The organism is Amnibacterium soli, assembly GCF_039544415.1.
GTDB classification, from domain to species: Bacteria; Actinomycetota; Actinomycetes; order Actinomycetales; family Microbacteriaceae; genus Amnibacterium; species Amnibacterium soli.
Map to the genome: position 1 here is coordinate 165,380 of NZ_BAABLP010000006.1, position 23,639 is coordinate 189,018.

Genomic DNA, 23,639 nt, shown 5'->3' on the forward strand with positions numbered 1-23,639 from the left:
CCGGCGGGAGGCCCTCGCCCGTCCTACCGTGCCGCCGTGCCGCGCACCCGACTCTCGACCCGCCTCCTGGCCGGGTTGACCGTGGCCCTGACTCTCGCCGCCGCTCCGGTGTGGAGCGGCGTCGCGAGCGCCGCGCCGGGTACCGCAGCCGGCTACACCTGGCACGACCCGCGCCCCTACGGGCGCTTCGGGCGCCCGCTCGCCCTCGACCAGCACAACACCGCGATCCAGCAGCTGCAGGCCGCGGGCACGACGATGAGCCCCGCCGTCCGGTCCGCGGTGCAGCAGATCGCGAAGCGCCCCTCCGCCAACTGGATCGGTGGCCAGAGCCCCGCCGAGGCGCAGGATCTCGTGTCCCGCCTCATGGCGAGCGCCGCGTCCCAGGGCGGGCTCGCGCAGCTCGTCATGTTCAACCTGCCGAACCGCACGTGCGACCGCGACGACCACTTCGCCGTCACCACCGCGACCAGCTATCGCGCCTGGGTGCGGGGTTTCGTCCGAGGGCTCGGGAAGCAGCGCGCGATCGTGGTCGTCGAGCCCGACGCCGTCGCGATGGCCTCCTGCCTGCCGGCCGCCCAGCAGCGGGAGCGCTACGCCCTCGTGAAGTACGCCGTGAACCAGGTGCGGGCACAGGGCTCGTGGGCGTACATCGACATCGGCCACAGCAACTGGCTCAGCGTGAAGACCGCGGTCAACCGCCTCAAGGCGTCCGGCATCTCCCGCGCGTCCGGGTTCAGCCTGAACGTCTCGAACTTCCGTCCGAACGCGGAGCTGCTGAAGTACGGCACCGCGATCACCGCCAAGGTCCACCGGAACTTCGTGATCGACACCTCCCGCAACGGGAAGGCGCCGACGAACTCGCAGTGGTGCAACCCGATGAACAGAGGGCTGGGGCATGCGCCGACCCCGCGCACCGGCGTCAAGCACCTCGACGCGTATCTCTGGATCAAGAACCCGGGCGGCTCGGACGGCGCCTGCAACGGCGGCCCCGAGCCCGGGCACTGGTACCAGCAGTACGCGCTGATGCTCGTGCGGAACGCCCGACTGAAGTGACGCCCTGACCGCCGCGCACGGCCGCGGTACGCAGGGCCGGTCGGAGCCGTTCACGGGCTCCGGCGAGGATGGCCCCGTGGACCACGACCAGATCAGCGCTGCTGCGCCGGGGAAGGACGGTGCGCCGTGCCGGTGACCGCGACCCGCCGATTCGTGCTCGGCACCGCGCTGGCACTGGCCGGCGCGGCCAAGGTGAGCACGCTGGTCCCCTCCTCCGAGGCCGATCCCTACGCAGGCGCGACCGTGACGGGAGGGGCCGTGACCAGGACGGTCCTCGACGTCACCGATCCCGCCTACGGAGCGATGGGGGACGGCGTCCTGCTCGGGGACCTCGTCGTGCAGGCCGGGTCGCCCGTGGTCGACTCCGCCACCGGGCCCTTCACCTCCACGGAGAAGGACCGCGGGAAGACCGTGGTCTGGCGCACCGCGGCCGACGGCGTCGGTACGGGCGTGATCGCGACCGTCAGCTCCCGGACCCGGGCCGTGCTGCAGGCGCCCGCCTCCGCCGCCTCGCGATCGGACGGCGGTCCGAACACGAACGGCGCCGTCGGCACCGACAACACGAAGGCCCTGAACGCCGCGTTCGCCGCCGCGCAGGCCGCCGCGGCGGCCGTGGCGCCCGAACGGCGGCAGCAGGTGACGACCGTGCAGGTGCACGTGCCGCGGGGCGCGTTCCTGTTCACGACCCTGCAGCCCTTCACGCAGGCAGGGGTGTCGGTCACCGGCGAGGGGCGGTTCTCGTCGCTGCTCGTGTCCGCTGCGACCGGGCCGTGGCTGCAGCTCGCCGCGTTCCAGGCCGGGACGGACCTCTACGGCGGCACCGCCACGGACTGGACGTTCGAGGACCTGCACTTCATCAACCCCGCCTACCGGAACGGCTCCTCCGAGGGGCACCGCACCGGGCGGGCGATCCAGGACAACGGCAGCGGCGGGGTCCGCATCAGCGGCTGCACCTTCACCGGACTGGAGGCGGGGTTCTGCGGGGCGTACGGCTCCGACTTCACGACCATCCGCGACTCGTACTTCTACCTCTGCGACACCGGGTACTACCTCGGGCCCGGCAGCCAGCAGCTCGAGATCTCGAAGACCGACGCGTCGCAGTGCCGCGAGGGCGCCGTGTTCGAGGGCGCCCCGCAGTGGCACATCGGCGGCGCCTCGTCCTTCGAGGACCCGTCCGTCTCGGCCGTCACGATCGTGGGCCCGACCAGCGGGACGACGCGCTACGGCTTGCCGGTGGACGCACCCGGCGCCTTCTACTCGGGCACCTTCGTGATCGACGGCGGCACGTGGTTCGAGACGAACTCGGGCGGCAACGGGCGGCTCACGCCACGCCTGATGTGGATGCACGGCGACGGCCCGTTCGGCGTGCCGACCCAGGGGCTCGTCGTCCGCGACGCCTACGTGGTCGCCGGCGGCCAGCAGCAGCCGGACGGGCGCGCGACCTTCATCGAGTACGCCTCCGCCCGCACCTCCCCCGAGCCCGTGGTGGTCGACGGGCTCACCATCGGCGGCACCTTCCTGAACTCGGTGTTCCGGATGTCGGGCGAGGCCAGCACCTCCACCCCCCGCCTGATGGGCGTGCGACGGCCCGACGAGGTGGCGCTCACGCAGGGCCCCGCCGGCGGCGCCAAGGTGCTCGAGCCCGACGGCTCGACCGTGTGGCCCGCGAGGATCACCGCGCCGAGCCCCGAGGTGAGCGCGCTGCGGCTCATCCCCTCCCGCGGCTCCGGCACGCGCGCCCCGCTGCTCGCGGTGGGGCCGGGCACTGACGCGCGGTCGGGCATCGCCGCCGACGGCGCACTGCTGGAGGCGTTCGCGCAGGCCGATCCGGTGAACGGCGTCGTGACCGTCGACGCCGCGGCGTGCAACCACTGCACCAGTACGCTCTCGGGCGGCGACGTCGCGATCCGCATCACGAACCCGCCCTCGACCTCGAGCCAGCGCCTCACGGTCGAGCTCGTCGCGCCGGGCGGCGCACGGACCGTGCGGTGGCCCTCCGACTGCCGCTTCGCCGGCGGCACCGCGCCCCGTACGGTGGCCGGGAGCTCCCGGACCGCCGTCACCTTCGGCTGGAACCCGCGCGAGCGGCTGTGGATCGAGACCGCGCGGTCCGAAGCCGTCGGCATCTGAGACGTCGAGGAAGTGCACCAGTGATCCGTACCCGGGACGTCGTCGTCAACCGGCTGCTCGAAGCGCCGCGCGCGCGCCTCCGCCTCCGCCGTGCGGGCGTGGAGGTGGGCCCCGCGCCCGTCCTGCTCGGGGTGCCGCTCGTGTCCCGGGCGCCCGACTCGCGGATCGTGCTCGAGCGGGGCGTGACCCTGGTCTCATCGAGCCGCTGGACCGCGCTCGGCGTCTCCCGGCCCACCATCCTCCGCACGCTGCTGCCGGGCGCCGAGCTGGTCATCGGCGAGGAGAGCGGCCTGTCAGGTGGTGTGATCTGTGCCGCGCACTCCGTGCGGATCGGCGCCCGCGTCCTGTTCGGCGCCGACGTGATCGTCACCGACACGGACTTCCACCCGATCGACTCGATCCCCCGCCACCGGGCTCCGGTCCCGGAGCCGCGACCGCGCGACGCGGTCGTGATCGAGGACGACGTCTTCGTCGGCGCCCGCTCGATCGTGCTGAAGGGCGTCACGATCGGCGCCGGCAGCGTGGTCGGCGCCGGTAGCGTCGTCACCCGGTCCGTGCCGCCCGGCTCCGTGGTGGCCGGGAACCCGGCCCGAGTCCTCCGCCCGACCCGACCCGCAGAGGCCCCTGCCCCATGACCTCCTCCCCCGCCGCGCGCACCCGCCCGCAGTCCCTCCGCGTCGCGCTCGTGCACAAGATGCCGACGCCGTACCGCGTGCCCGTGTTCGACCTGATCGCCCGGCACCCGGGTGTCGCGCTGACCGTCGTCTACTCGAGCCGGCGCGAGCCGAACCGCAAGTGGGACGTCCCGGTGGGCACCGCCCGCTCCGTGTTCCTCAAGGAGCGGGTGCTGGACCTCGGCGAGAACAAGTACGTGCACGTCAACTGGGGCGTCGGTCGGGCGCTCGCCCGCATCCGGCCGCACGTCGTGGTCACGAACGGCTACAACGTCACCGACCTGCTCGTGCTCCTGTACGCCAAGCGCACCGGTGCGCGGGTCGTGTGCCAGATCGACGGCACGGTCGAGTCGGAGCGGGCGCTGACCGTCGTGCACCGGCTCGTCAGGCGCCTCGCGGACCGCTGGACGGACGCCTACGTCGGGCCCAGCGACTCATCGCTGCAGCTGTTCGAGACGTTCGGCGCGTCGAAGGACGAGGTGTTCTGGTCGCCGCTCGCGGTCGACAACGCCGCGTTCCAGGGCGGCGACCTCGAGTCCCGCCCCTACGACCTGCTGTTCTCCGGTCGGCTGACGGAGGTCAAGAACCCGTTGTTCGCAATCCGGGTCGCGGCCGGCGTCGCGGCCCGGCTCGGCCGGCGGGTGCGGCTGCTCGTCGTCGGCTCCGGCGACCTCGAGCAGGCGATGCGCGACGAGGCCGGACGGCACCCGCAGCTCGACGTCGAGTTCCGCGGCTTCGTGCAGCAGGCCGGTCTGCCGGCCCTGTACGCCTCGGCGAAGCTGTTCCTCTTCCCGACGCTCTGGGACCCGTGGGGCCTCGTCGCCAACGAGGCCGCGGCGTCCGGCACACCGACGGTCGTGTCGCCCCACGCCGGTGCCGCCGGCGACCTGATCCGCGACGGCCGGGAGGGCCTCGTGGTACCGCTCGACGAGGACCGCTGGGTCGGCGCCGTCGCGGGTCTGCTCGACGACGCGACCACCTGGCAGCGGCTGTCCGAGGGCGCCGTGCAGCGCGTGCAGCGGTACTCGTGGCAGGCCGCCGCCGACGGCTACGTCCACGGCATCGAACGGGCCGCGCAGGCCGCGACGGAGGCTTCGTGATCACCGCACTGCTCGCCTGCTACAACCGGCGGGAGCTCACCGAGCGCGCGCTGCGATCCCTGCTCGAAGCAGGCGCGGAAGCGGGCGTCGAGATCGACGTCGTCCTGTTCGACGACGGCTCCACGGACGGCACCGCCGACGCCGCGAGGGCGATCGTGCCGGAAGGGCGACTGGAGGTGCTGCAGGGCACCGGCGACGCCTTCTGGGCGCGGAGCATGGCGACCGCGGAGGCGCGAGCCCTGGCGAAGGCGTCCGACGGGGACCACGTGCTGTGGCTCAACGACGACGTCGCGCTCGCTCCGGGCGCGCTGCGGATGCTCGTCGACGTGCTCGGCGATCGCACCGACCGGCTCGTGGTCGGTGCGACGACCGACCCGGAGACCGGGCTCATCAACTACGGCGGGTACGTCCGCTCGGGCGTGCACCCCCTCCGCTTCCGCCACCTGCAGCCGAACGGCACCGCGCAGCCGATCGCGACGCTGAACGGCAACTGCGTGCTCGTACCCGTCGAGGCGGCGCGGCGCATCGGCGGCATCCAGGGCTCCTACTCGCACGGACTCGCCGACATCGACTACGGCCTCCGAGCGAACCGCGCCGGCGTCGTGCCGCTGCTGGCGCCCGCTCCGATCGGCACCTGCCCGTCCCACCCGCCGGAGGTCCGCAGGCCGCTCCGCGAGGAGTGGGCCCGCTTCCGCTCGGTCAAGGGCGGCGGCCACCCCGCCTCCATGCGCCGCGTGCTGCGCGAGGTCCGTCCGCGGACGTGGCCGGTGTTCTTCGCGTCGAGCTACGCGACCTGGTGGCTGCGCGCGCTGCGGAACGCCGCGCGGCGCAGCCCGACCGCCTAGCGGTCGGGCGCGTACCAGGCGGCGAGCAGGCCCGGCAGCCGGCCGGCGCTGAACCGGTCGGACGCGCCCGGGATCGGGTGCTCCAGCGCTTCGACGACGCCTGCGGCGAGCGCCGCGGCCTCGTCGGGGCCCTCCGGTGCGACGACGCCGCCGTTGTCGCACAGCCGCACGGTCGCCTCCGCACCGCTGCCGGGCATCACGACGGCGGCGAGGCCGCACGCGGCCGCTTCGCCGACCACCCACGGCGAGCCCTCGCGGGACGACGGGTGGACCAGCAGCCGAGCGCCGGACATCACCTCGAGCGCGGTGCTGCGGTCGACGGCACCGTGGAAGCGGACGCGGTCCGCGACGCCCTCCGTGACCGCGAGCCGCTCGAGCATCGGACGCAGCGGTCCGTCGCCGAGCACGGCAAGGCGGTGCTCGGCGAGGCGCGGGTCCCGCAGGGCGCTGATGGCGAGCCAGGGCCGCTTCCGCTCCACCAGGTGGCCGGCGAGGACGAGCAGCCGCTCGTCCCGGTCTGCCGACCCCGGCTGCCGCTCGACCACGATGTTCGGCTCGACGGCGACCGCGCGCCCGTGCTCCTCCGCGAAGGCGAGGGTGTGGTCGTTGTTCACGACCAGGAGGTCCGCGACCCGGAGGTTCCGCGCCGCGACCGCGGAGGCGATGCCCACCGCGGTCCGTCCGAGCAGGGCCACACGTCCCGCGCCGCCGGACGCGGATGCCGGGACGGAGAGCGGGCCCCAGACGATGCGGTCGGCGACGCCCCGACTCATCGCCGGAGGCAGCACTCCCGACGCGAAGGTCACCTGGTGCGCGACCGTCAGGCGCTCGGCTCGGCCGATGGCGCGGAGACGACGGCGGGCGCCCGGCAACCAGGCGAGGTAGCTCTGCCTCGTCCGGCGGTCGCCGTAGCGCCGCAGCACAGGAGCGGGCACGGGCACCGCGTGGACGACCACCCGCTCGGCGCCGGGCAGCCGCTCGAGCCCGAGGCGGACGGCCTGCTCGTCGCGCGCGTCGAACACGAGGTGCACGGTCGCGCTCGGCTGCAGCTCGAGAGCGGCCGTGAGGAAGGCCCATCCGACGCCCGCCTCGCTTCCGGCGGTGGGGTGGATGGTGAACGAGACCAGGGCGAGGGCAGGCATGCGCCTCGTATCCTGCCGTCCGGAGACACGTTCACGCATCCCGTCCGGGGCATGCACCCCCCGGACTGGCGGGGCCCCGTTGCGCATTCGATACGGCCGGACGACCCGCCGACGCGCTCCGGAAGCTGTATTCGCGGACGCCCATGCCGTTCCGCCGCCCAGCGGACGAGCCCGGTTCGAGGCGCCCGAACGCCCCGCGATCACGGAGGAACACCTTTTGGACCTGCACGAGTTCCTCCGCACCGTTCGACGGAGCTGGGCGGTGATCGTGAGCGTGCTCGCGCTGTTCATCATCGTCGGGGCGGCCTACACGATCGTCCAGAAGCCCTCGTACTCCGCGTCGTCGACGGCCTACGTCTCCGTCGCGACGAACTCGTCGGTCAACGACCTGTCGCAGGGCGCGGACTTCGTGCAGCAGGCCGTGAAGAGCTACGCCGGGGTGGCCACGAGCGCCTACGTGCTCGACCGGGTCGCGGACCGTCTGAACGTGCAGGGCGGCGTCGGCGCGCTGAAGCAGCAGGTCTCCGCATCGGCTCCGGTCGACACGACCCTGCTCGAGGTCACCGCGACGGCGTCCTCGCCGAGCGAGGCCGCGGAGATCGCGAACGCCGTCACCGCCGAGCTCTCCGACGCCGTCGACCGCCTGACCCCCGAGGCGCGGTCGTCCTCCTCCGCGGTCGCGCTCACGCGCATCGACCCCGCCACGGCGCCCTCCGGGCCCTCCAGCCCGAACGTGCCCCTGAACCTCGGCATCGCGGCGATCCTCGGCCTGGTCGTCGGGCTCGGCATCGCCGTGCTGCGCGAGCGCCTCGACACCCGCATCCGCGACCGGGACGAGGCGGGCGCCCTCGTGGGCGCTCCGGTGCTCGGCGAGATCCTCGACGACCCGCGCGCGGCGTCCCGCCCGATCATCGCGGTGGGCGGCGACGACAGCCGCGGCGCGGAGGCCTACCGCACCCTTCGGACGAACCTCGAGTTCCTCGACTTCGACGACAGCCCCCGCTCGATCGTCGTCACGTCGTCCGTGCCGCAGGAGGGGAAGACCCTCTCTGTCGTCAACCTCGCGGCCGTCACGGCCGAGACGGGCCGCAGCGTCGTCGTCGTCGATGCGGACCTCCGCCGCCCGCAGGTCGGCCGCTACTTCGGTCTCGAGGACCGGGTCGGCCTGACCGACGTCCTCCTCGGCACGGTCCGCCTGGACGACGCGCTGCAGCGCTGGGGCGGCCCGCAGGGGCCGATCGTGCTGCCCGCGGGTCGCATCCCCCCGAACCCGAGCGAGCTGCTGCAGTCGGAGGCGATGCGCGACCTCATCGAGCAGCTCGAGCGACGTTTCGACATGGTGCTGATCGACACGCCTCCCCTGATCCCGGTCTCGGACGCCGCGATCCTCACCCGCCGCACCGGCGGCGCCCTGCTGCTCGCCGCGTCGCGTCGCACTCGGAAGGCCGAGCTGCGCCGCGCCGCCGCGAACCTGCAGCAGGTCGACGGCCACGTGCTCGGACTCGTGCTCACCATGGTCGCCGGCCGCGACTCCTCCGCCTACAGCTACGAGCGCGCCCAGCGCCCCGAGGCGCAGGTGGCGCAGGAGCAGGCCGACACCAGGCGGGACCGCCCGCAGGCCCGGTCCCGGTCGTGATCCTGCTCGCCGCGGGCGCAGGCGTCGCGTTCGTGGTCTGGGCGCTCATCGCAGCGCCCGTGTGGGTCAGGCGGTGCCGCGAGACCGGCGGCCACTGGGCGCTCTCGGGCATCGTCTACCTGAGCGGGCCGATCAACGCCGTCATCCAGCTCACCTACCCGGGCGGGACGCCGGGCGGGTTCAGCCTGCTGCTGGCCCGCGGCAACACCATCGCCGCCTGGACGCTCGGCATCGTCGCGCTGCTCTCGGCGCTGCGGAACCCGCGGCGCGGTCCCGGCCTGGTCCTGCTGGTCGTCGCCGTCCTCGCGTTCTACGGCGCGCTGCTGCTCTCGAGCGTCGTCGGCTACCAGCCGGCGACACCGCCCGAGGAGTACTTCATCACGCCCGTGCTGGTGCTGCCGTTCCTGCTGCACGGCGGGTACGAGTGGCGATGGCTCGTGGTGGTCCTCCGCCGCGCGCTCCGCGCGATCGTGGTCCTCAGCCTCGTCTCCGTGCCGCTGCTTCCGGGGATCGCCTACGACCAGGAGTGCTGCCGCGAGCTGTTCGGCATCGAGCGGATCCAGGGCATCACCGGCCACCCGAACACCCTCGCGATCCTCGCCTGCTTCGCCGTGATCCTCGAGCTGCGCGGCGGCCGCCTGCGCTGGCTGGTCCCCGAGCTCGCCGCGATGCTCGTCGCGCAGTCCACGACCAGCTGGGTCGCCCTCGCGATCGGCCTGCTCGTCATCGCCGGCCGGCTCGGCCGCACGACCCGGATCGTCGCGATCACGGTCGGACTGTGCGCGATCGTCTTCGCTCTCACCGACCGGCAGCTCGTGAACGACTTCTTCCCGCCCGAGTTCTGGACGTTCACGGGCCGCACGACGATCTGGCAGGCGGCCCTCGCCGGCTTCTTCCTGTCGCCGTTCACCGGCTACGGCCCGAACCTGCTCGACGCGCAGTACCGGGCCCAGTACCTGGGCGTGTTCGACGCCGCAGGACAGGCGCACAACCAGATCGTCCAGACGCTCGGCGGCACAGGACTCATCGGCTTGGTGTGCCTCGTCGCGGTGCTGCTCGGGCTCGTCCGGGTCGCCTCCCGCGCTGCGGGCACGACCGCAGGGCTGTCCGTCGCCCTGGTGGTCGCGTTCGGCGCGCGCCTGCTGTCCGAGACGCCGCTCAATCCGCAGGGCAGCACCGCCACCCTGCTGCTGCTCGTCGCGGTGTTCGGGGTCGCGAGCTCCGGCGCCGCGCCGCGCACCGAGCCGCGTCCAGACCCGGAGACGTCCGCTGCCCCTCCGAAGGCCGTGGAGGTGCTGTCGTGACGCCGCCGCGCCGCGTGCTGTGGGTGCCCAACGAGATCGGCACCGCACTGCAGTCCGGGTACCGGCGCGCGTTCGCCGACCTGCTGGCGACTGGTGCCCTCGACGAGGTCGAGGTGTTCAGCCTCGAGCAGCGGATGCGGGCGGGAGGCGATGCCGCCGCGCACCGCGCCGACCTGCTCGCGGTCGCGGAGCGCTTCCGCCCCGACCTCGTGTTCATGCAGCACACCGGATTCACCGGCCTGACCGGCGGCGACGTCGACCGGATCCTGCGGCACGGGGCCCGGCTGCTCTACCAGGAGGCGGACCCGTACACGCGCTGGCTGCACCCCCTCCCCGCGTCGGCCCGCGCCGTCGGGCGGCGCGCGGACGTGGTGCACACCTGCGGCGCGGGCGTGTTCAGCGACAACTTCCGGCGAGCCGGCGCGCGCCGGGTCGAGTGGATGCCGCACGTCTTCGACCCGGCGAGGATCGACACCGCGCCGAAGCGCGCGGAACGCGAGCTCGACGTCGTCGTGGTGGGCAACCGCAGTCGGGCGCGCTTCCGCCCCCTGCCCTCCGCGGCCGACCGCCGGCGTTTCGTGGACCTGCTGCAGCAGCGACACGGGACCGCGCTCGGGCTCTACGGGAACGGCTGGAGCGGTCCCGCCGCTCGCGGCCCCATCCCCTACTCGCAGCAGTCCGAGGTCGTCCGCGGCGCGTGGCTCAGCGCGAACTGGGACCACTTCGCCGACGAGGCCTGCTACTTCAGCGACCGCCTGCCGATCGCGCTCGCATCGGGCTCCCTGCACGCCACGACCCTCCACCCCGGGTACTCGGCGGTCTTCCCGCCGGAGACCGCGCGGTTCCTCGTGACCGGCTCGACGCCTCAGGACCTGGTGGAGCGGATCGGCCGGTTCCTCGAGACGACGAGCGTCGATCAGCGCCTCGAGGCCGAGGAGGCGGCCAAGGAGTTCGCCTGGCGCCACTTCCGGCAGGACGACCAGCTGGTGACGATGCTGAACTCGGTCGGCACCGGCATCGACCCCGCAGCCGCCTCCGCGGCGTGGGACCTCACGACACCGCCCCTCACCGCCGGATGACCCGCTCCTCCCACCGATCGGAGCCGCCGTGCACATCGCGCTGACGGGTCCGATGACGCTCTCGATGCTCGAGCCGGAGCTCGGCGCCCCCGTGCCCTCGGAGGGCTTCCCCTTCCCGGGCACGGCGCAGCTGGTGCTCGACTACCTGCGTGCGGGGCACCGCGTGACAGCGATCACCACGGGCTTCGACGTCGCAGCCCCCGTGCGCCGTTCGTCCGGCGACCTCGACGTCGTGGTGCTGCCGTCCCGCGCCCGCGGCCGCGGCCGCGCGTTCGACTTCTTCCGGGAGGAGCGGCACGCCATCACGGCGGAGCTGGACGCCGCCGCGCCGGACGTGATCCACGCCCACTGGACGTACGAGTTCGGGCTCGCCGCCCGTGCGGCGTCAGCGGCCGCGCTGGTGAGCGTGCACGACTGGGCCCCCGCGATCGCGCGCTTGAACCGGCATCCGTACTGGTACTTCCGCTGGGTCATGCAGATCGCCTGCCTGCTGCGCCGCGGGGCGCTCGTGGCGCCGTCCTCGTACATCGCCGACCGCGTGCGGCGCTGGTACCGGCAGCCGTGCGCCGTGATCCCGAACGGCGTCGAGCTGTCCGCCTTCACCCCGGTCCGCCCGTCGGAGCAGCCCGTGGTCGCGATGCTCAACGTCGGGTTCACGGACCGCAAGAACGTGGGGACCGCGCTGCGCGCGTGGCCCGCCGTCCGCCGCGCGCACCCGGAGGCCGTGCTCACCCTGGCTGGCCCGGACTTCGAGCCGGGCGGCGTCGCGGAGGCGTGGGCCCGCGAGCACGACCTCACGTCCGGGGTGCGGTTCCTCGGCCCCCTCGAACCGGACGCCGTGCCGGCCTTCCTCGGCGGGGCCGCGCTCTTCCTGCACACCAGCCGCGAGGAGTCGTTCGGCATCGTGCTGGTCGAGGCGATGGCCGCGGGCCTGCCCGTGATCGTCGGCGCCGACTCGGGAGCCGCTCCTGATGTGGTGCGCCCCGCGGGCCTCGCCATCGACGTGGGCGACGTCGACGCCGTGGCACGGGCGGTCGACCAGCTGCTGTCGGATCCGGCCCGGCACGCCCGGATGTCCCGATCCGGCAGGGACGTCGCCGCCGAGTACACCGTGGAGCGCTCCTCGGCCGCGCATCTCGAACTCCTCCAGGAGCTGGCCGGCGCTCCGCGAACCAGGACGAAGGACGAGGCATGACGACCGGAAGCGAGGAGCCGCGCGTGGAGATCGGCGTCGGCACGTCCACCCTGCGATCGCTCGGCCGGCGAGCCCCGCTCGCCGCCGTCGTCCGCCTGCTCGAGACCGCCGACCGTGCCGGCGTCCGGTACATCGACACCGCGGACACCTACGGCGCCGGATCCGCCGAACGCGCCATCTCGGCGGCGGTGCGGCGCTCCCCCGCACTGCGCGCCTCCGCGACGCCGTTCCGCGTGATCACGAAGATCGGCTACCGCACCCCGGACCTCCCCGGTCCGCTGCGCGTGCTGAACCAGCCCGCGAAGAAACTCGTCCAACGCGGCGAGGAGCACCAGGCGTTCGACGCGAGGTCGCTGACCGCCGCGTGGGCCGGTTCGCAGCGTCGGCTCTCGCCCCTGCAGGTGCACGCCTGCTGCCTCCACAACCCGTCCCAGGAGGTCCTGGAGGGGGGCGAGGCCCTCGGGACGCTGCGCCGCCTGCAGACGCAGGGCGGGTTCGCGCTCGTCGGCGTCTCCATCGACGACGTCGACACCGTCGACCTCGTATCCCGGCTGGAGGGCGTGGGCCTGGTGGAGCTGCCCGCGGAGGCGTGGACCGGCATCGCTCCCGAGGTGCGCGACCGGTTCCTGGAACGCGGCACGGAGGTCGTCGTCAACCGCGTGACCGCGCTGGACCGCAACCCGGTGGCCGCGCTGCGCGGCCTCGCGCGGAGTCCCCACCCGCCCGCGGTCGCCGTGGTCGGCACGCGGGATCCCGACCACCTGGTCGCCGACGCCGAGGCGGTGCGCGCATGACCGATCCGACGACGCCGGACGCCGGCACCCCGACCGACGCGGTGGTCGTGCTCGGCACCGGTCCGGCCGGCATCGCGGTCGCGGAGGGGCTGCTCAAGCGCGGCCGCTCGGTGGTGCTGGTCGACGGCGGTGCGGCTCGGGAGCGCGACACCGACCGCGAGCTCAACGCGGGCGATGAGGCGCGCGGCGTCTGGGGCCACGAGCCTCTGCACGAGAACCGCCGCCGCGTGCTCGGCGGCACGAGCACGGCCTGGGGCGGGCGCTGCATCCCGCTCGACCCGGTGGACTTCGAGCAGCGCGACTGGATCCCCGACAGCGGGTGGCCGATCCCGTACGCGGAGTTCGCCCGCTGGCTCCCGGAGGCCGCGCGGCTGCTGGAGATCCCCGACACCCCGTTCCGCCGCTCCTCCCCGGACCCGATCTTCGCGACGGGCGAGGAGATCGACGGCGCCCCCATCGAGCTGTGGAGCCCGCCGACGGACGTGTCCCGGCTTCTCGCGCACCTGCAGAGCACCGAGCCCCGCCTGACCGTGCTCACCGACCACCACGTGACCGGTCTGGTGCTCGACGCCGACCAGCGGCTCGTGGCGCTGCGCGCCGTCACCGAGCGCGGCGAGGTCCTGCTGCGCGGCGAGCGGTTCGTGCTGGCCGCGGGCGCCCTCGAGAACGCGCGCCTGCTCCTCACCTCCGCCCTGGCGCAGCGCCTGCCCGCGCTCGGTCGGTACTACATGAGCCACGTCTTCGCGACGTACGTCGCGTACTCGGGGAAGCCGCTCCCCCGCGCCACCGGCTTCTTCCGCATCGGCCGGACCTACGCCCGCCACCGCTGGCAGCTGACCGCGGCGGCCCAGCGGGCCGCCCGGGTCGGCAACGTCATCGGCTTCATCGCGCGGCCGCCGGTGCAGCGCATGTCCGTGCACCTCGACCCGCTGTCGGCGACGATCGCAGCCGTCAAACTCGTGCGACGGCATCTCCGGTCGCCGCAGGAGCTGTGGCGGCAGCGCCGCCAGCTGGCCGTCTACGGTCGGGTCATCGCCGCCGCGCCGCCGTCGTTCTGGCCGCACGTCGTGGCCCAGTCCCTCCAGCGCGGGCGCCGGAACCGCCTGCCAATGCTGCTGCCGCCGCGGGAGGCGAGGACGCACCACCTGACGGTGCAGGCCGAGCACCTCCCGCACCGGGACAGCCGGGTCGCGCTGTCCGACCGGGTGGACCGCTACGGCGTGCCCCTGCTCGTGCCGGAGATCGACTTCCACCGCGCCGACTTCGAATCCGTGGAGGTGTTCCACCAGGCGATGGAGCGCTTCCTCGGCGGCCTCGGCTACCGACCGGACCAGGACCCCGCGACTGCGACCCGGTCCCTCGCGCGCGACATGTTCGGCGGGTTCAACTCGAACGCGCACCACATCGGCACGACGCGGATGGGCGCGGATCCCGCGACCAGCGTGGTGGACGCCGACTGCCGGGTCCACGGGGTGCAGAACCTCTTCGTCGCGGGAGCGTCGGTGTTCCCGACCAGCGGGCACGCGAACCCGACCCTGTCGATCGTCGCGCTGGCCTGCCGGCTCGCCGACCGCCTGGGGTCCGCATGAGCGGCGACCGGTCGCCGTCCGACGCGCCCGTGTCGGCACGCCGCCTCGCCAGCGGAGCGGCGTGGACCTACGGCAGCCAGCTCATCGGTGTCGTCGCGCAGTTCGGCTACGCGGCCGTCACCAGCCGGCTGGTGGGACCCGAGCAGTTCGGCATCTACGCGATCACGCTCGCGATCACCGCGCTCGTCACCCTCATCGCGACCGGTGGCCTCGGCCAGACGATCGGTCGCCTGCAGGAGGTGCTGCCCTCCACCGTGCACGCCCTCTGCACGCTGGCGCTGCTGCTCGGCCTCGTCTCGGCTGCCGTGCTCGGCCTCGCCGCGCCGCTGTGGGCCGGCCTCTGGTCCACGCCGGAGGCGACCCCGGCGGTCGCGGTCATGGCGATCAGCGCCTTCACCGCACCGTTCTACGGCCTCGTCACCGGTCTGGTCCGCCGCCTCGGCCACTTCCGCCTGCTGGCCGGACAGCAGCTGCTCGGCACCCTGCTCGGCATGGCCGCCGGCGTCGGCGCGGTGCTCATCAGCAGGACCGACATCAGCCTGCTCGTCTCGCCGATCGTCGCGCAGCTGCTGACGACGATCTTCTGCGCCTGGACGTCGCGACGCCACCTCGGCCTCGGCCGCCTCGGCGGGGCGATGGCCGAGCTCTCGTTCAGCGCGAAGCTGACGGTCGCGAGCGTGCTCTCCTACGGCGTCGGCAACGTGACGCGCATCGTCGCGACGGGCGCGCTGGGACCGTCCGCGATCGGGTACTGGAACCGCGCGGAGGTCATCTCGATCATCCCCTTCCAGCAGGTGCAGACCGCGCTGATCCAGACCATCTACCCCGAGTTCCGGCACGACCGGGAGGGGACGGAGCGGGCGCGCCGCGTCTGGACGGACCTGCTCGTCATCACGGGCTGGGGCCTCATGGTCGTGGCGGCGCTCGGCGCCCTCACGGTGCCGGCGCTCGTGACCGTGCTGCTCGGACCGCAGTGGTCGGCCGCGCGGGTGCTGGTGCCGATCCTGATGTTCGCGGGGGCGGTGCAGGCGGTCGGGACGATCCTCGCGGCCGCGATCGAGGCGATCGGGCGGTTCCGCTGGGTGTGGAGCACGCAGATCGCGCTGCTCGTGCTGCAGGGCGTGCTCGCCGCAGCGATCGTGATCACGCACTCGCTCGTCGTAGCGGTGTCCGCGATCCTGGTCACCAGCATCGTGCGCCAGGTGTGGCAGGGGGTGCTCTGCAGCCGCAAGGGCTACCTCGACGGCCGTCGGCTCCTCGCGAGCTCGCTGGCCGCCGCAGCCGTCTGCGTCGGCGGGTACGCCGTGCTCGCGCTGATCCTGCAGTGGGTCGGGACGACGCTGCTCAGCACGGCGATCATGCTGGTCGTGGTGCTCGGCATCGCAGTCCTGCTGCGCCGGCGGATCCTGCGTCTTCCCGTCGTCGCGCTGATGGGCGACTACGGCCTGGTCCCGGGCTCCCGATCGCGTAGAGCCGCAGACTGATCCGCAGGTCGGCGCGATCTCAGGCGGCCGACCAGTGCTGCACCGCTGCGCGCAGGAACCGGGCGTTCCCGAACACGTAGCGGCGCCACAGGCGACGCGGCTCGACGGCGAAGCGGAACGCCCACTCCAGCCCGACCTTGCTCATCCAGACGGGCGCCTCCTTGAGCGTCCCGGCCGCGTAGTCGAAGGCGGCGCCGACTGCGACCGCGGTCACGGGCAGCGACGCGGCGAGCCGCGCCACCTCGCGATCCTGCTTCGGCGTCCCGAGTCCGACCCAGACGATGTCGGCGCCGCTCGCACTGATGCGGGCGTCCCGCTCGACCAGCTCCGCGTCGGACGGCGTGCGGAACGGCGGCGAGTCGACGCCGACGATCTCGATGCCGGGGTAGCGCTGCTCCAGCGAGCGGCGCAGCGCCTCCAGCACCGACGGAGTCGCTCCGAGCAGGTAGTGCCGCACGCCGACCGCGACGCCCTGCTCGCAGACGTCGAGCATGAACTGCGGACCGCGGATCTGCCGCAGCGCGGGCCGATCACCTCGGATCCGGGAGACCCACGACACCGGGCGCCCGTCGGGCAGGTTCCAGCCGTCGCCGACGAACGCCTCGGCCGCGAGGTCCGGCTGCCGGTCGGCGAGCGCGATCGAGTACGCGTTCAGCAGGTGGACGTGCTCCCCGCGGTCGCTCTCGCGGGCGGCCTCCGCGAGGTCGCGCGCCGCTCGTCGAGGACTGGAGACGACGAAGGGCACGCCGCCGATCTGGCGCCGGTCCTGCCAGCGCGACGCCAGGCCACCGACGTGGGTCGCGGGCGCAGCGCGACTCGGTCGCGCACGTCCGTCCCTCGTCCCCGCGGGCCCGTGCCGGCCCGCGCTGCTGCCCTGCGGGGGCAGGGGCGCTCGGTCCGCCTGATCCATCACCATCTCGCTTCTTGACGTCGTCGTCGCGGAGACCGGACGAGGGCTGTGCAGCCCTGTCCGTGCTCCGCGCCGTTGCTGAGTGTTCCGCTTCTGTTCGGAACCGCGGGCGGTCTTCTGCCGACTCGTTGCCGAATCGAAAGCGACCTCGGAGCGCCCTCCCAGGCGCGATGCGCAAATGCTCGCGCGGGATCAGCCCCGGAGGGCGCCGGCGTGCTGCCGGTACCAGGCGACCGTCGACTCGAGGCCCTCGCGCAGCCCGATCCGCGACGTCCAGCCCGCTGCCGCGAGCTTCGTGACGTCGAGCAGCTTCTGCGGGGTGCCGTCCGGCTTGGTGGTGTCCCACTCGGTCCCGCCGTGGAAGCCCACGACCTCGGCGATCGTCTCCGCGATCTCGCGGATGGTCACGTCCGAACCGGTGCCGACGTTCACCTGGGCCGGGCCGTCGTAGTGCTCGAGCAGGTGGAGGCAGGCGTCCGCCATGTCGTCCACGTGCAGGAACTCGCGTCGAGGAGTGCCGGTCCCCCAGTTCGTCACCGAGGACGCACCGGCCGCCGCGGCCTCGTCGTACCGACGGATCAGCGCCGGCAGCACGTGGCTGCCCTTCGGCGAGAAGTTGTCGTTCGGCCCGTACAGGTTGGTCGGCATCGCGCTGATCCAGGGCAGCCCGTACTGGCGGCGCACCGCCTGCACGCCGAGGATGCCCGCGATCTTGGCGATCGCATAGGCGTCGTTCGTCTCCTCCAGGTGCCCGGTCAGGAGGGTGTCCTCCTGGATGGGCTGCGGCGCGAACTTCGGGTAGATGCACGAGGATCCGAGGAACAGGAGCCGCTCGACGCGCTGCTCGAGCGCCGCGTCCATCACGTTCGTCTGGATGCGCAGGTTGTCGGAGAGGAAGTCGACCGGGTAGGTGGAGTTCGCGAGGATCCCGCCGACCTTCGCCGCAGCCAGGACCACGACCTTCGGCTGCACCTCGCGGAAGGACGCGAAGACCGCATCACGGTCCTTCAGGTCCAGCTCCGCCGAGGTGCGCCCGACGACGTCGGTGAACCCCTCCGCCTCGAGCTTGCGCACGATCGCCGAGCCGACGAGGCCGCGATGACCGGCGACGTAGACGCGCGCCTCGCGGTCGAGGGCCTGCGGAGTGAAGGGCGTGCCGCCCTTGAGATCGGTGGCGGCGTCGGTCACTGCTGGACCTGCAGCGCCGCGTTCTTGCGGTTCGCCCAGGAGCCGAGCTGCACGCTGTCGATCCAGGGGCTGCCCTCGTGGGACAGCGCCTCGACGTCGGCCTCGACCATCAGCTTCGCCAGCTGCACGCCGTCGATCGTGGGCGTCCAGCCCAGCTCCGTCCGGGCCTTGGTGGCGTCGCCGATCAGCGCGTCGACCTCGGTGGGGCGGAGGTAGCGCTCATCGAACCGCACGTGGTCCTGCCAGTTCAGCCCGACGTGCGAGAACGACGCTTCGAGGAAGTCCTTGACCGTGTAGCCGACGTTCGTGGCGAGCACGTAGTCGTCGGGCTGGTCGGCCTGCAGCATCCGCCACATGCCCTCGACGTACTCCGCCGCGTAGCCCCAGTCGCGCACCGCGTCGAGGTTGCCCATGAACAGCTCGTGCTGCTTACCGGCCTTGATCCGCGCGACGGCGCGGGTGATCTTGCGGGTGACGAACGTCTCGCCGCGGCGCGGGGACTCGTGGTTGAAGAGGATGCCGTTCACCGCGTACATCCCGTAGCCCTCGCGGTAGTTCTTGGTGACCCAGTAGGCGTAGAGCTTCGCGGCGCCGTAGGGGCTGCGCGGGTAGAACGGGGTGTTCTCGTCCTGGGGTGGCGGCGTCGCGCCGAACATCTCGGAGGACGACGCCTGGTAGAACCGGCAGTGCAGGCCGGCGAGCCGCACGGCCTCCAGCAGCCGCATCGCGCCGACACCGGTGGTATCGCCCGTGTGCTCCGGCTCGTCGAACGACACCCGCACGTGCGACTGCGCGCCGAGGTTGTAGACCTCCTGCGGCTTGATCTCGCTCAGCAGGGTGACCAGACGCGCACCGTCGGACAGGTCGCCGTAGTGCAGGAACAGCCGGGCATCCGGGTTGTGCGGGTCCATGTAGAGGTGGTCGATCCGCGCCGTGTTGAAGGTGGACGCGCGACGGATCAGACCGTGGACCTCGTAGCCCTTCGAGAGCAGGAGCTCTGCGAGGTACGAGCCGTCCTGACCGGTGATACCGGTGATGAAGGCGACTTTCTGGAACGGCAAGGGGTACTCCGCAGGGGTGATCGGGGATGGGTGCATCCGAGCGCGGGCGGCACTCGGACCCTTCACTCTGCCACCGGATGCACGGTCGCGCATGTCCCTCATCCGAGGGACAACGGCCGCCGCGGAAGCCGCCATGCGGGCTCCACCACGGAGATCGACGGGGTCATGAGCCACGCCGCACGTCCGGTCGACCCGGACCGCATGCGCGGCTGATGTCCCGCCTCTCGGGAGCCGCGGGGAGTCGTGCGCAGGCAGCGACGGCACGGCGAGCTGCGCGATCGCTGGAGTCCCCCCGCCGATAGGCTCCGGAACTCGTCCGCACCCCCCTCGGCCGCGGACAGCGCCGTGCCCGACCGGACGACGGCGCGGAGCGAGGTCCGGACCGGTGTCGATGCCCCAGCCCTCGAGACGCAGAACGCACCGATCCCGGCTCCGCACGATCGGGATCGTCGCAGCGGCGACACCGGTGCTCTGGGTGGCAGCGAGTCTGCACTACTTCGTCCTTCCACCCGTCGACGACCTCCCTGCGCACGCCGATGTGATCTTCGAGCTCGGACCGCCGATCGCGGCACGCTCCGAGCTCGTGCGCCGGCTGCTGGCCGACGGCCGGGTCGACGCCGCACTCGTCTCCGTCCCCGAGTACGCGCGGACGCAGAACCCGGAGCTCGTCGACGAGCTCTGCTCCACCTCGAAGGTGACGTGCGCCGCGCCGGAACCGAGCACCACCCGCGGTGAGGCACGGCTGCTCGCCCGCTACGCCACACGCGAGCACTGGACGAGCGCGGTCGTCGTCACTCAGACCGCGCACGTCAGCAGGGCCCGCATGCTGATGCGGCGCTGCTTCACCGGCCGGCTCGCCGTGGTGGCCTCGGGCGAGGCCCCCGCCGACGGCTGGCTCTACCAAGCCGTCTACCAGACGGGGTCGACGATCAAAGCCTGGTCACTGCCTGGTTGCTGAGCGCCAGCGGTCAGCGGCCGAGCCCGGCTGCTTCCAGCGCGGCCTCGTACGCATCGAGCACCGCAGGCAGCCGGTACGGCCGCAGGTGCGCGTCGCGTCGCCCCTCCGGGTCCGGCCCGTCGTCGAGCGTGACACTGATCGCCGTCGCGAGCGCGGCGACGTCATCGACGGGGACGGTCCGCCCGCATGGACCGATCGCCTCTGGAAGTCCTCCCTCCGCCGTGCCGACGACCCGGCATCCGCAAGCGATCGCTTCGATCGCGACCAGACCGAACGCCTCGGGAGGAGTCGGCCGCGACGGGACCACGAGGACCCGGTGGCGGCGCATCGCATCCGCGACCTGCTCCGGCGGCAGCGCTCCGAGGAAGGCGACGTCCAGACCGGCGCTCCGGACCCGATCCTCGAGCTCCGTCCGCTGCTCCCCGTCGCCGACGACGGTGAGCGGCAGAGGACGGCCCTCGCTCGCGAGCCGTGACAGGGCGTCGATGAGCACGTCGACGCCCTTCGCAGGCGTCAGCCGCCCCACGAAGAGGAGCGGACGATCGCCCGTGCGCCCGTCCGTCCGGAAGACGTGGTGGTCGTACGGGTTGGGCATCACGCGCGCAGCCGGGGTGTCGAGGGCGCGCAGGAACTCGGAGACCGCGTAGGTGCTGCGCTTGGGCAGGCTCCCGACCTTGAGCAGATCGCGGCGCCTTCGCCGTCGGGTGGCCGGGTCGGCGATGGGGGTGTGGTTCACGACGATCCATGGTCGCCGGACGAGCCGGAGGGCGAGCGGCCAGGCGAGGCCGAGACTGACGTTCGACTGGACGACCGCATCGGCACCTCGGAGGGCGCGGATGAGCCGCCACGGCGATGGCCTCCGCAGGATGGTCGGATCGGCTCGCTGAGCCGCCGTGCTCGTGACGACCCGGACGTCCCAACCCCGCTCCCGGAACCCCTCCACGAGGAGCCCGCTCACCCGCTCGATGCCGCCGAGGCCGGGTGCGTACGCGTAGGAGAGCACGAGCAGGCGCTTCGCAGACACGGCCGGAGTGTAACCAGAGGCGGAAGCGGTGCCGGAGGCCGAAGGGCGCGCCGGGGCTCGTCCGGCACCACTTGTGGGTCTTCTGGGAAGCGACGACCACCGGTTAGATTCCTCCGGCCACTCGAGCACCTCTTCCCGACACCCGGCCCCGCGGAGCGCGACGGCCTAGGAGCACCATGACCTCCCTCATGAGCGCCGCAGACGCGGAGAGGGCGCTGAACGACTACTTCGAGAAGCGCGGCGGACACGGTCACGATGCGGTGAGGACCGCCGCGAGGCACCCGATCGACGCGATCCGAGCGCTGCGGTTCATCGCGCGTCTGAGCGTCATCGATGCGGAGCTGCGCACCGACGGCGATGCCGCCCTCGTGCGACGGGGACTCGAGCGCACCAACCCGTTGGCGCGTCGCCTGATCCGGGGCACGACCGCGGTGCTCGTGGTGCCCGACACCGTCGAGGAGTTCCTGGCAGGCTCCAGCGAGAGCAAGCGCAGCCTCCGCACCCGCTTCAACCGAGCCACCCGCCGCGGCTACCACGTGCACCGGACCGACGGCCACGAGGAGCGCAGAGCAGTGCTCGCGCTCGCGGACCGGTACGAGCGATCCCACCCGGACGAGCTCTACCGCAACCAGGCTCCGGACAACGACTACCTGCTCGGCGTCGGCACCTGGCTCGTCGCCCATGACGTCGACTGCAGACCCCTGATCCTCGCGGTACCGGCGATCTCCGGCGAGTGGGCCGTGCTGCAGCACTTCAAGACGCTCGAGTCCTCGGACGACGCACGGCTGGCCCGCTACTGGATGAGCGTGGAGCTCGTGCGCGAGCTCCACGCCCAAGGAGTCCGCTACCTCGCGGACGTGCTCAGCCCCATCGGGCTGCCGAACGGGCTGCGCGACTTCCAGCGCCGCCTCGGCTACCGCTTGCACCGCGTCCGGATCCGCCCGTGAGCGACGGGCGTCCGCGCGTCGCGATCGTGGGCGCCGGCGTCTCCGGCCTCGTGACCGCCCGGACGCTCCGAGCCGTCGGCTGCGCGGTCACCGTGTTCGAGAAGACGGCGGACCTCGGCGGGGTGTGGAGCGCCGAACGGGCCTATCCCGGCATATCCACGCAGGACGACCGGACCTCCTACGCCTTCTCCGACCACCCGATGCCGCCGGGCGTCGCCGACCATCCCACCGGCGCAGAAGTGCGCCGCTACCTCGAGGGATACGCGCTCGAGCACGATCTCGGCCCCGACATCCGCCTGTCCACCGAGGTGGTCCGCGCCTCTCTCTCCCCCGACGACGGCTGGCAGGTCGAGGCCGTCGGTGCGGACGGCCGCACGACCGGCCGATACGACTGGCTGGTCGCCGCGAACGGCGTCTTCTGCGCTGCGCACGTGCCGGCATGGCCCGGCCTGGATGCCTTCGAACGCGGAGGTGGTCGACTGCTCGGTCCCGCCGACGTCGGGATCGGCGAGCAGCTCCACGGGCGGCGGGTCGCTGTGATCGGGTGGGGTAAGACCGCCTGCGATCTCGCCGTCGCTGCAGCAGAACGGAGCGAGCACACCGACGTCGTGGTCCGCACGCTGACGTGGAAGTACCCGAGGCGGATCGGTGATCGCGGGCTCACCTTCCACCACATGGTCCTGACGCGCGCGGGGGAACGCATCCTGGGCACGCCCTACCGCAGCCGCGCCGGTCGCATCCTGCTCCGCAGGATCCCGGAACGCCTGCCTCGGCTGCTCATCGATCGCGTGCTCGCCGGCGTCGTCGACCGAGGGCTCGGGCTCAGCGCGCTCGGTCTGCGCCCGTCGGTGGAGTTCCGCGCGTCAACCAGCCTCGTGACCGACGGGTTCTTCGAGGCGGTCCGCACCGGCCGGATCCGGGTCCATCGCGACCGGACCGTCGCCGAGCTCGGCGCCGATCTGCAGGGTCCCCTCGTCCGTCTGTCCGACGGCACCGTCCTGCGCGACGACGTCGTGATCGCCGCCACGGGCTACGACCGCGACCTCGCCTTCCTCGATCCGAGCGCGCTCAGCGTCGCCACCGCCGACGACGGCTCGCTGCTGCTGCACCGCAACGTGCTCTCCGCGACGGTCCCGGGGCTCGCGTTCATCGGCTGGTTGCAGAACTACCGCAGCCCACTGACGTCCGAGCTGCTGGCGCTCTGGCTCGCGGGTGTGATCGTCGGCCGGGTCCGCCTGCCCGACGAGGTCACCCGCCGCAGCGCCGCGAGCAGGATCCACCTCGATCGGGACGCAGCGCGACGGAGCGCCGGCACTCCGCTGCCGAGCCTGACCCTCCGGCAGCTCGACCAGCTGCTCGGCGAGATCGGGCTGCGCCTCCCGCGCCGCGTCCGGCTGCGGCAGATGTGGCGCCCTCTCGACCCCGCGGACTACGCCGGACTGCTCGACGCGCTGCTCGACGTCCGTCCGTCAGGGGAACGGTCGCTCGACCGCACGTGACCGCGGGCATCGCTCGCGTCGTCCTAC

The 23,639-nt window shown here is 73.0% G+C and carries 20 protein-coding genes; 15 read left to right on the forward strand and 5 right to left on the reverse strand.

Going from position 1 to position 23,639, the window contains the following annotated elements; translation table 11 throughout:
* Positions 1 to 36: 36 nt before the first annotated feature.
* The 5 genes from ABEA53_RS14005 (at position 37) to ABEA53_RS14025 (ending at position 5,802) form a co-directional block, all read left to right on the forward strand.
* The gene (locus ABEA53_RS14005) at positions 37 to 1,053 is read left to right on the forward strand and encodes a glycoside hydrolase family 6 protein (RefSeq protein ID WP_345481885.1); all 1,017 of its coding nucleotides are present in this window, start codon (positions 37 to 39) and stop codon (positions 1,051 to 1,053) included.
* A 126-nt stretch (positions 1,054 to 1,179) separates the two neighbouring features.
* Positions 1,180 to 3,183, forward strand: coding sequence for a hypothetical protein (locus tag ABEA53_RS14010; RefSeq protein WP_345481886.1), 2,004 nt, complete (start codon positions 1,180 to 1,182; stop codon positions 3,181 to 3,183).
* Positions 3,184 to 3,203: 20 nt separating this feature from the next.
* The gene (locus ABEA53_RS14015; protein WP_345481887.1) at positions 3,204 to 3,818 is read left to right on the forward strand and encodes an acyltransferase; all 615 of its coding nucleotides are present in this window, start codon (positions 3,204 to 3,206) and stop codon (positions 3,816 to 3,818) included.
* Entirely contained in the window at positions 3,815 to 4,957 is a 1,143-nt protein-coding gene (locus ABEA53_RS14020; protein WP_345481888.1) for a glycosyltransferase family 4 protein, read from the forward strand. The genes ABEA53_RS14015 and ABEA53_RS14020 overlap by 4 nt, the downstream gene beginning before the upstream one ends.
* Complete coding sequence (locus ABEA53_RS14025; protein ID WP_345481889.1) at positions 4,954 to 5,802, forward strand: glycosyltransferase family 2 protein; 849 nt, start codon at positions 4,954 to 4,956, stop codon at positions 5,800 to 5,802. The genes ABEA53_RS14020 and ABEA53_RS14025 overlap by 4 nt, the downstream gene beginning before the upstream one ends.
* Here ABEA53_RS14025 and ABEA53_RS14030 read toward each other — a convergent pair.
* Complete coding sequence (locus ABEA53_RS14030; protein WP_345481890.1) at positions 5,799 to 6,944, reverse strand: glycosyltransferase; 1,146 nt, start codon at positions 6,942 to 6,944, stop codon at positions 5,799 to 5,801. The genes ABEA53_RS14025 and ABEA53_RS14030 overlap by 4 nt on opposite strands.
* 217 nt (positions 6,945 to 7,161) lie before the next feature.
* Between ABEA53_RS14030 and ABEA53_RS14035 the strand changes: the two genes are divergently transcribed.
* The 7 genes from ABEA53_RS14035 to ABEA53_RS14065 are packed head-to-tail and all read left to right on the forward strand — an operon-like array spanning position 7,162 to position 16,025.
* Positions 7,162 to 8,580, forward strand: a complete 1,419-nt coding sequence (locus ABEA53_RS14035) for a tyrosine-protein kinase domain-containing protein (RefSeq protein WP_345481892.1) — start codon at positions 7,162 to 7,164, stop codon at positions 8,578 to 8,580.
* The gene (locus ABEA53_RS14040; RefSeq protein ID WP_345481893.1) at positions 8,577 to 9,884 is read left to right on the forward strand and encodes an O-antigen ligase family protein; all 1,308 of its coding nucleotides are present in this window, start codon (positions 8,577 to 8,579) and stop codon (positions 9,882 to 9,884) included. Before ABEA53_RS14035 ends, ABEA53_RS14040 begins: the two co-directional genes overlap by 4 nt.
* Positions 9,881 to 10,963 carry a glycosyltransferase family protein gene (locus tag ABEA53_RS14045; protein WP_345481894.1) on the forward strand — a complete coding sequence of 361 codons (1,083 nt, stop codon included), beginning with the start codon at positions 9,881 to 9,883 and terminating at the stop codon, positions 10,961 to 10,963. The genes ABEA53_RS14040 and ABEA53_RS14045 overlap by 4 nt, the downstream gene beginning before the upstream one ends.
* Positions 10,964 to 10,991: 28 nt before the next feature.
* A complete protein-coding gene (locus ABEA53_RS14050; protein WP_345481895.1) occupies positions 10,992 to 12,158 on the forward strand; it encodes a glycosyltransferase family 4 protein in 1,167 nt (388 codons plus the stop codon).
* Positions 12,155 to 12,952 carry an aldo/keto reductase gene (locus tag ABEA53_RS14055; RefSeq protein WP_345481896.1) on the forward strand — a complete coding sequence of 266 codons (798 nt, stop codon included), beginning with the start codon at positions 12,155 to 12,157 and terminating at the stop codon, positions 12,950 to 12,952. Before ABEA53_RS14050 ends, ABEA53_RS14055 begins: the two co-directional genes overlap by 4 nt.
* The gene (locus tag ABEA53_RS14060; RefSeq protein WP_345481897.1) at positions 12,949 to 14,541 is read left to right on the forward strand and encodes a GMC oxidoreductase; all 1,593 of its coding nucleotides are present in this window, start codon (positions 12,949 to 12,951) and stop codon (positions 14,539 to 14,541) included. The genes ABEA53_RS14055 and ABEA53_RS14060 overlap by 4 nt, the downstream gene beginning before the upstream one ends.
* Complete coding sequence (locus ABEA53_RS14065) at positions 14,538 to 16,025, forward strand: oligosaccharide flippase family protein (protein ID WP_345481898.1); 1,488 nt, start codon at positions 14,538 to 14,540, stop codon at positions 16,023 to 16,025. The genes ABEA53_RS14060 and ABEA53_RS14065 overlap by 4 nt, the downstream gene beginning before the upstream one ends.
* Before the next feature lie 19 nt (positions 16,026 to 16,044).
* Here the strand turns inward: ABEA53_RS14065 and ABEA53_RS14070 are convergent, their stop codons facing one another.
* The 3 genes from ABEA53_RS14070 to gmd all read right to left on the reverse strand — a co-directional run bounded on the left by ABEA53_RS14070 (position 16,045) and on the right by gmd (position 19,184).
* Complete coding sequence (locus ABEA53_RS14070) at positions 16,045 to 16,770, reverse strand: WecB/TagA/CpsF family glycosyltransferase (RefSeq protein WP_345481899.1); 726 nt, start codon at positions 16,768 to 16,770, stop codon at positions 16,045 to 16,047.
* Between the two features lie 357 nt (positions 16,771 to 17,127).
* Positions 17,128 to 18,123 carry a GDP-L-fucose synthase family protein gene (locus tag ABEA53_RS14075; RefSeq protein WP_345481900.1) on the reverse strand — a complete coding sequence of 332 codons (996 nt, stop codon included), beginning with the start codon at positions 18,121 to 18,123 and terminating at the stop codon, positions 17,128 to 17,130.
* Positions 18,120 to 19,184, reverse strand: a complete 1,065-nt coding sequence (gene gmd, locus ABEA53_RS14080; RefSeq protein WP_345481901.1) for a GDP-mannose 4,6-dehydratase — start codon at positions 19,182 to 19,184, stop codon at positions 18,120 to 18,122. Before gmd ends, ABEA53_RS14075 begins: the two co-directional genes overlap by 4 nt.
* Positions 19,185 to 19,659: 475 nt before the next feature.
* Between gmd and ABEA53_RS14085 the strand changes: the two genes are divergently transcribed.
* Positions 19,660 to 20,142 (forward strand): YdcF family protein, encoded by a 483-nt coding sequence (locus ABEA53_RS14085; RefSeq protein WP_345481902.1) that lies wholly within the window; start codon positions 19,660 to 19,662, stop codon positions 20,140 to 20,142.
* A 10-nt stretch (positions 20,143 to 20,152) separates the two neighbouring features.
* Here the strand turns inward: ABEA53_RS14085 and ABEA53_RS14090 are convergent, their stop codons facing one another.
* Positions 20,153 to 21,166 carry a glycosyltransferase family 4 protein gene (locus ABEA53_RS14090; RefSeq protein WP_345481903.1) on the reverse strand — a complete coding sequence of 338 codons (1,014 nt, stop codon included), beginning with the start codon at positions 21,164 to 21,166 and terminating at the stop codon, positions 20,153 to 20,155.
* A gap of 188 nt (positions 21,167 to 21,354) precedes the next feature.
* On the opposite strand from ABEA53_RS14090, the gene ABEA53_RS14095 reads away from it, so the two are divergent.
* Positions 21,355 to 22,113, forward strand: a complete 759-nt coding sequence (locus tag ABEA53_RS14095) for a hypothetical protein (RefSeq protein ID WP_345481904.1) — start codon at positions 21,355 to 21,357, stop codon at positions 22,111 to 22,113.
* On the forward strand, positions 22,110 to 23,612 hold the full coding sequence (locus ABEA53_RS14100; protein ID WP_345481906.1) for a flavin-containing monooxygenase: 1,503 nt from the start codon (positions 22,110 to 22,112) through the stop codon (positions 23,610 to 23,612). Before ABEA53_RS14095 ends, ABEA53_RS14100 begins: the two co-directional genes overlap by 4 nt.
* Positions 23,613 to 23,639: the final 27 nt, after the last annotated feature.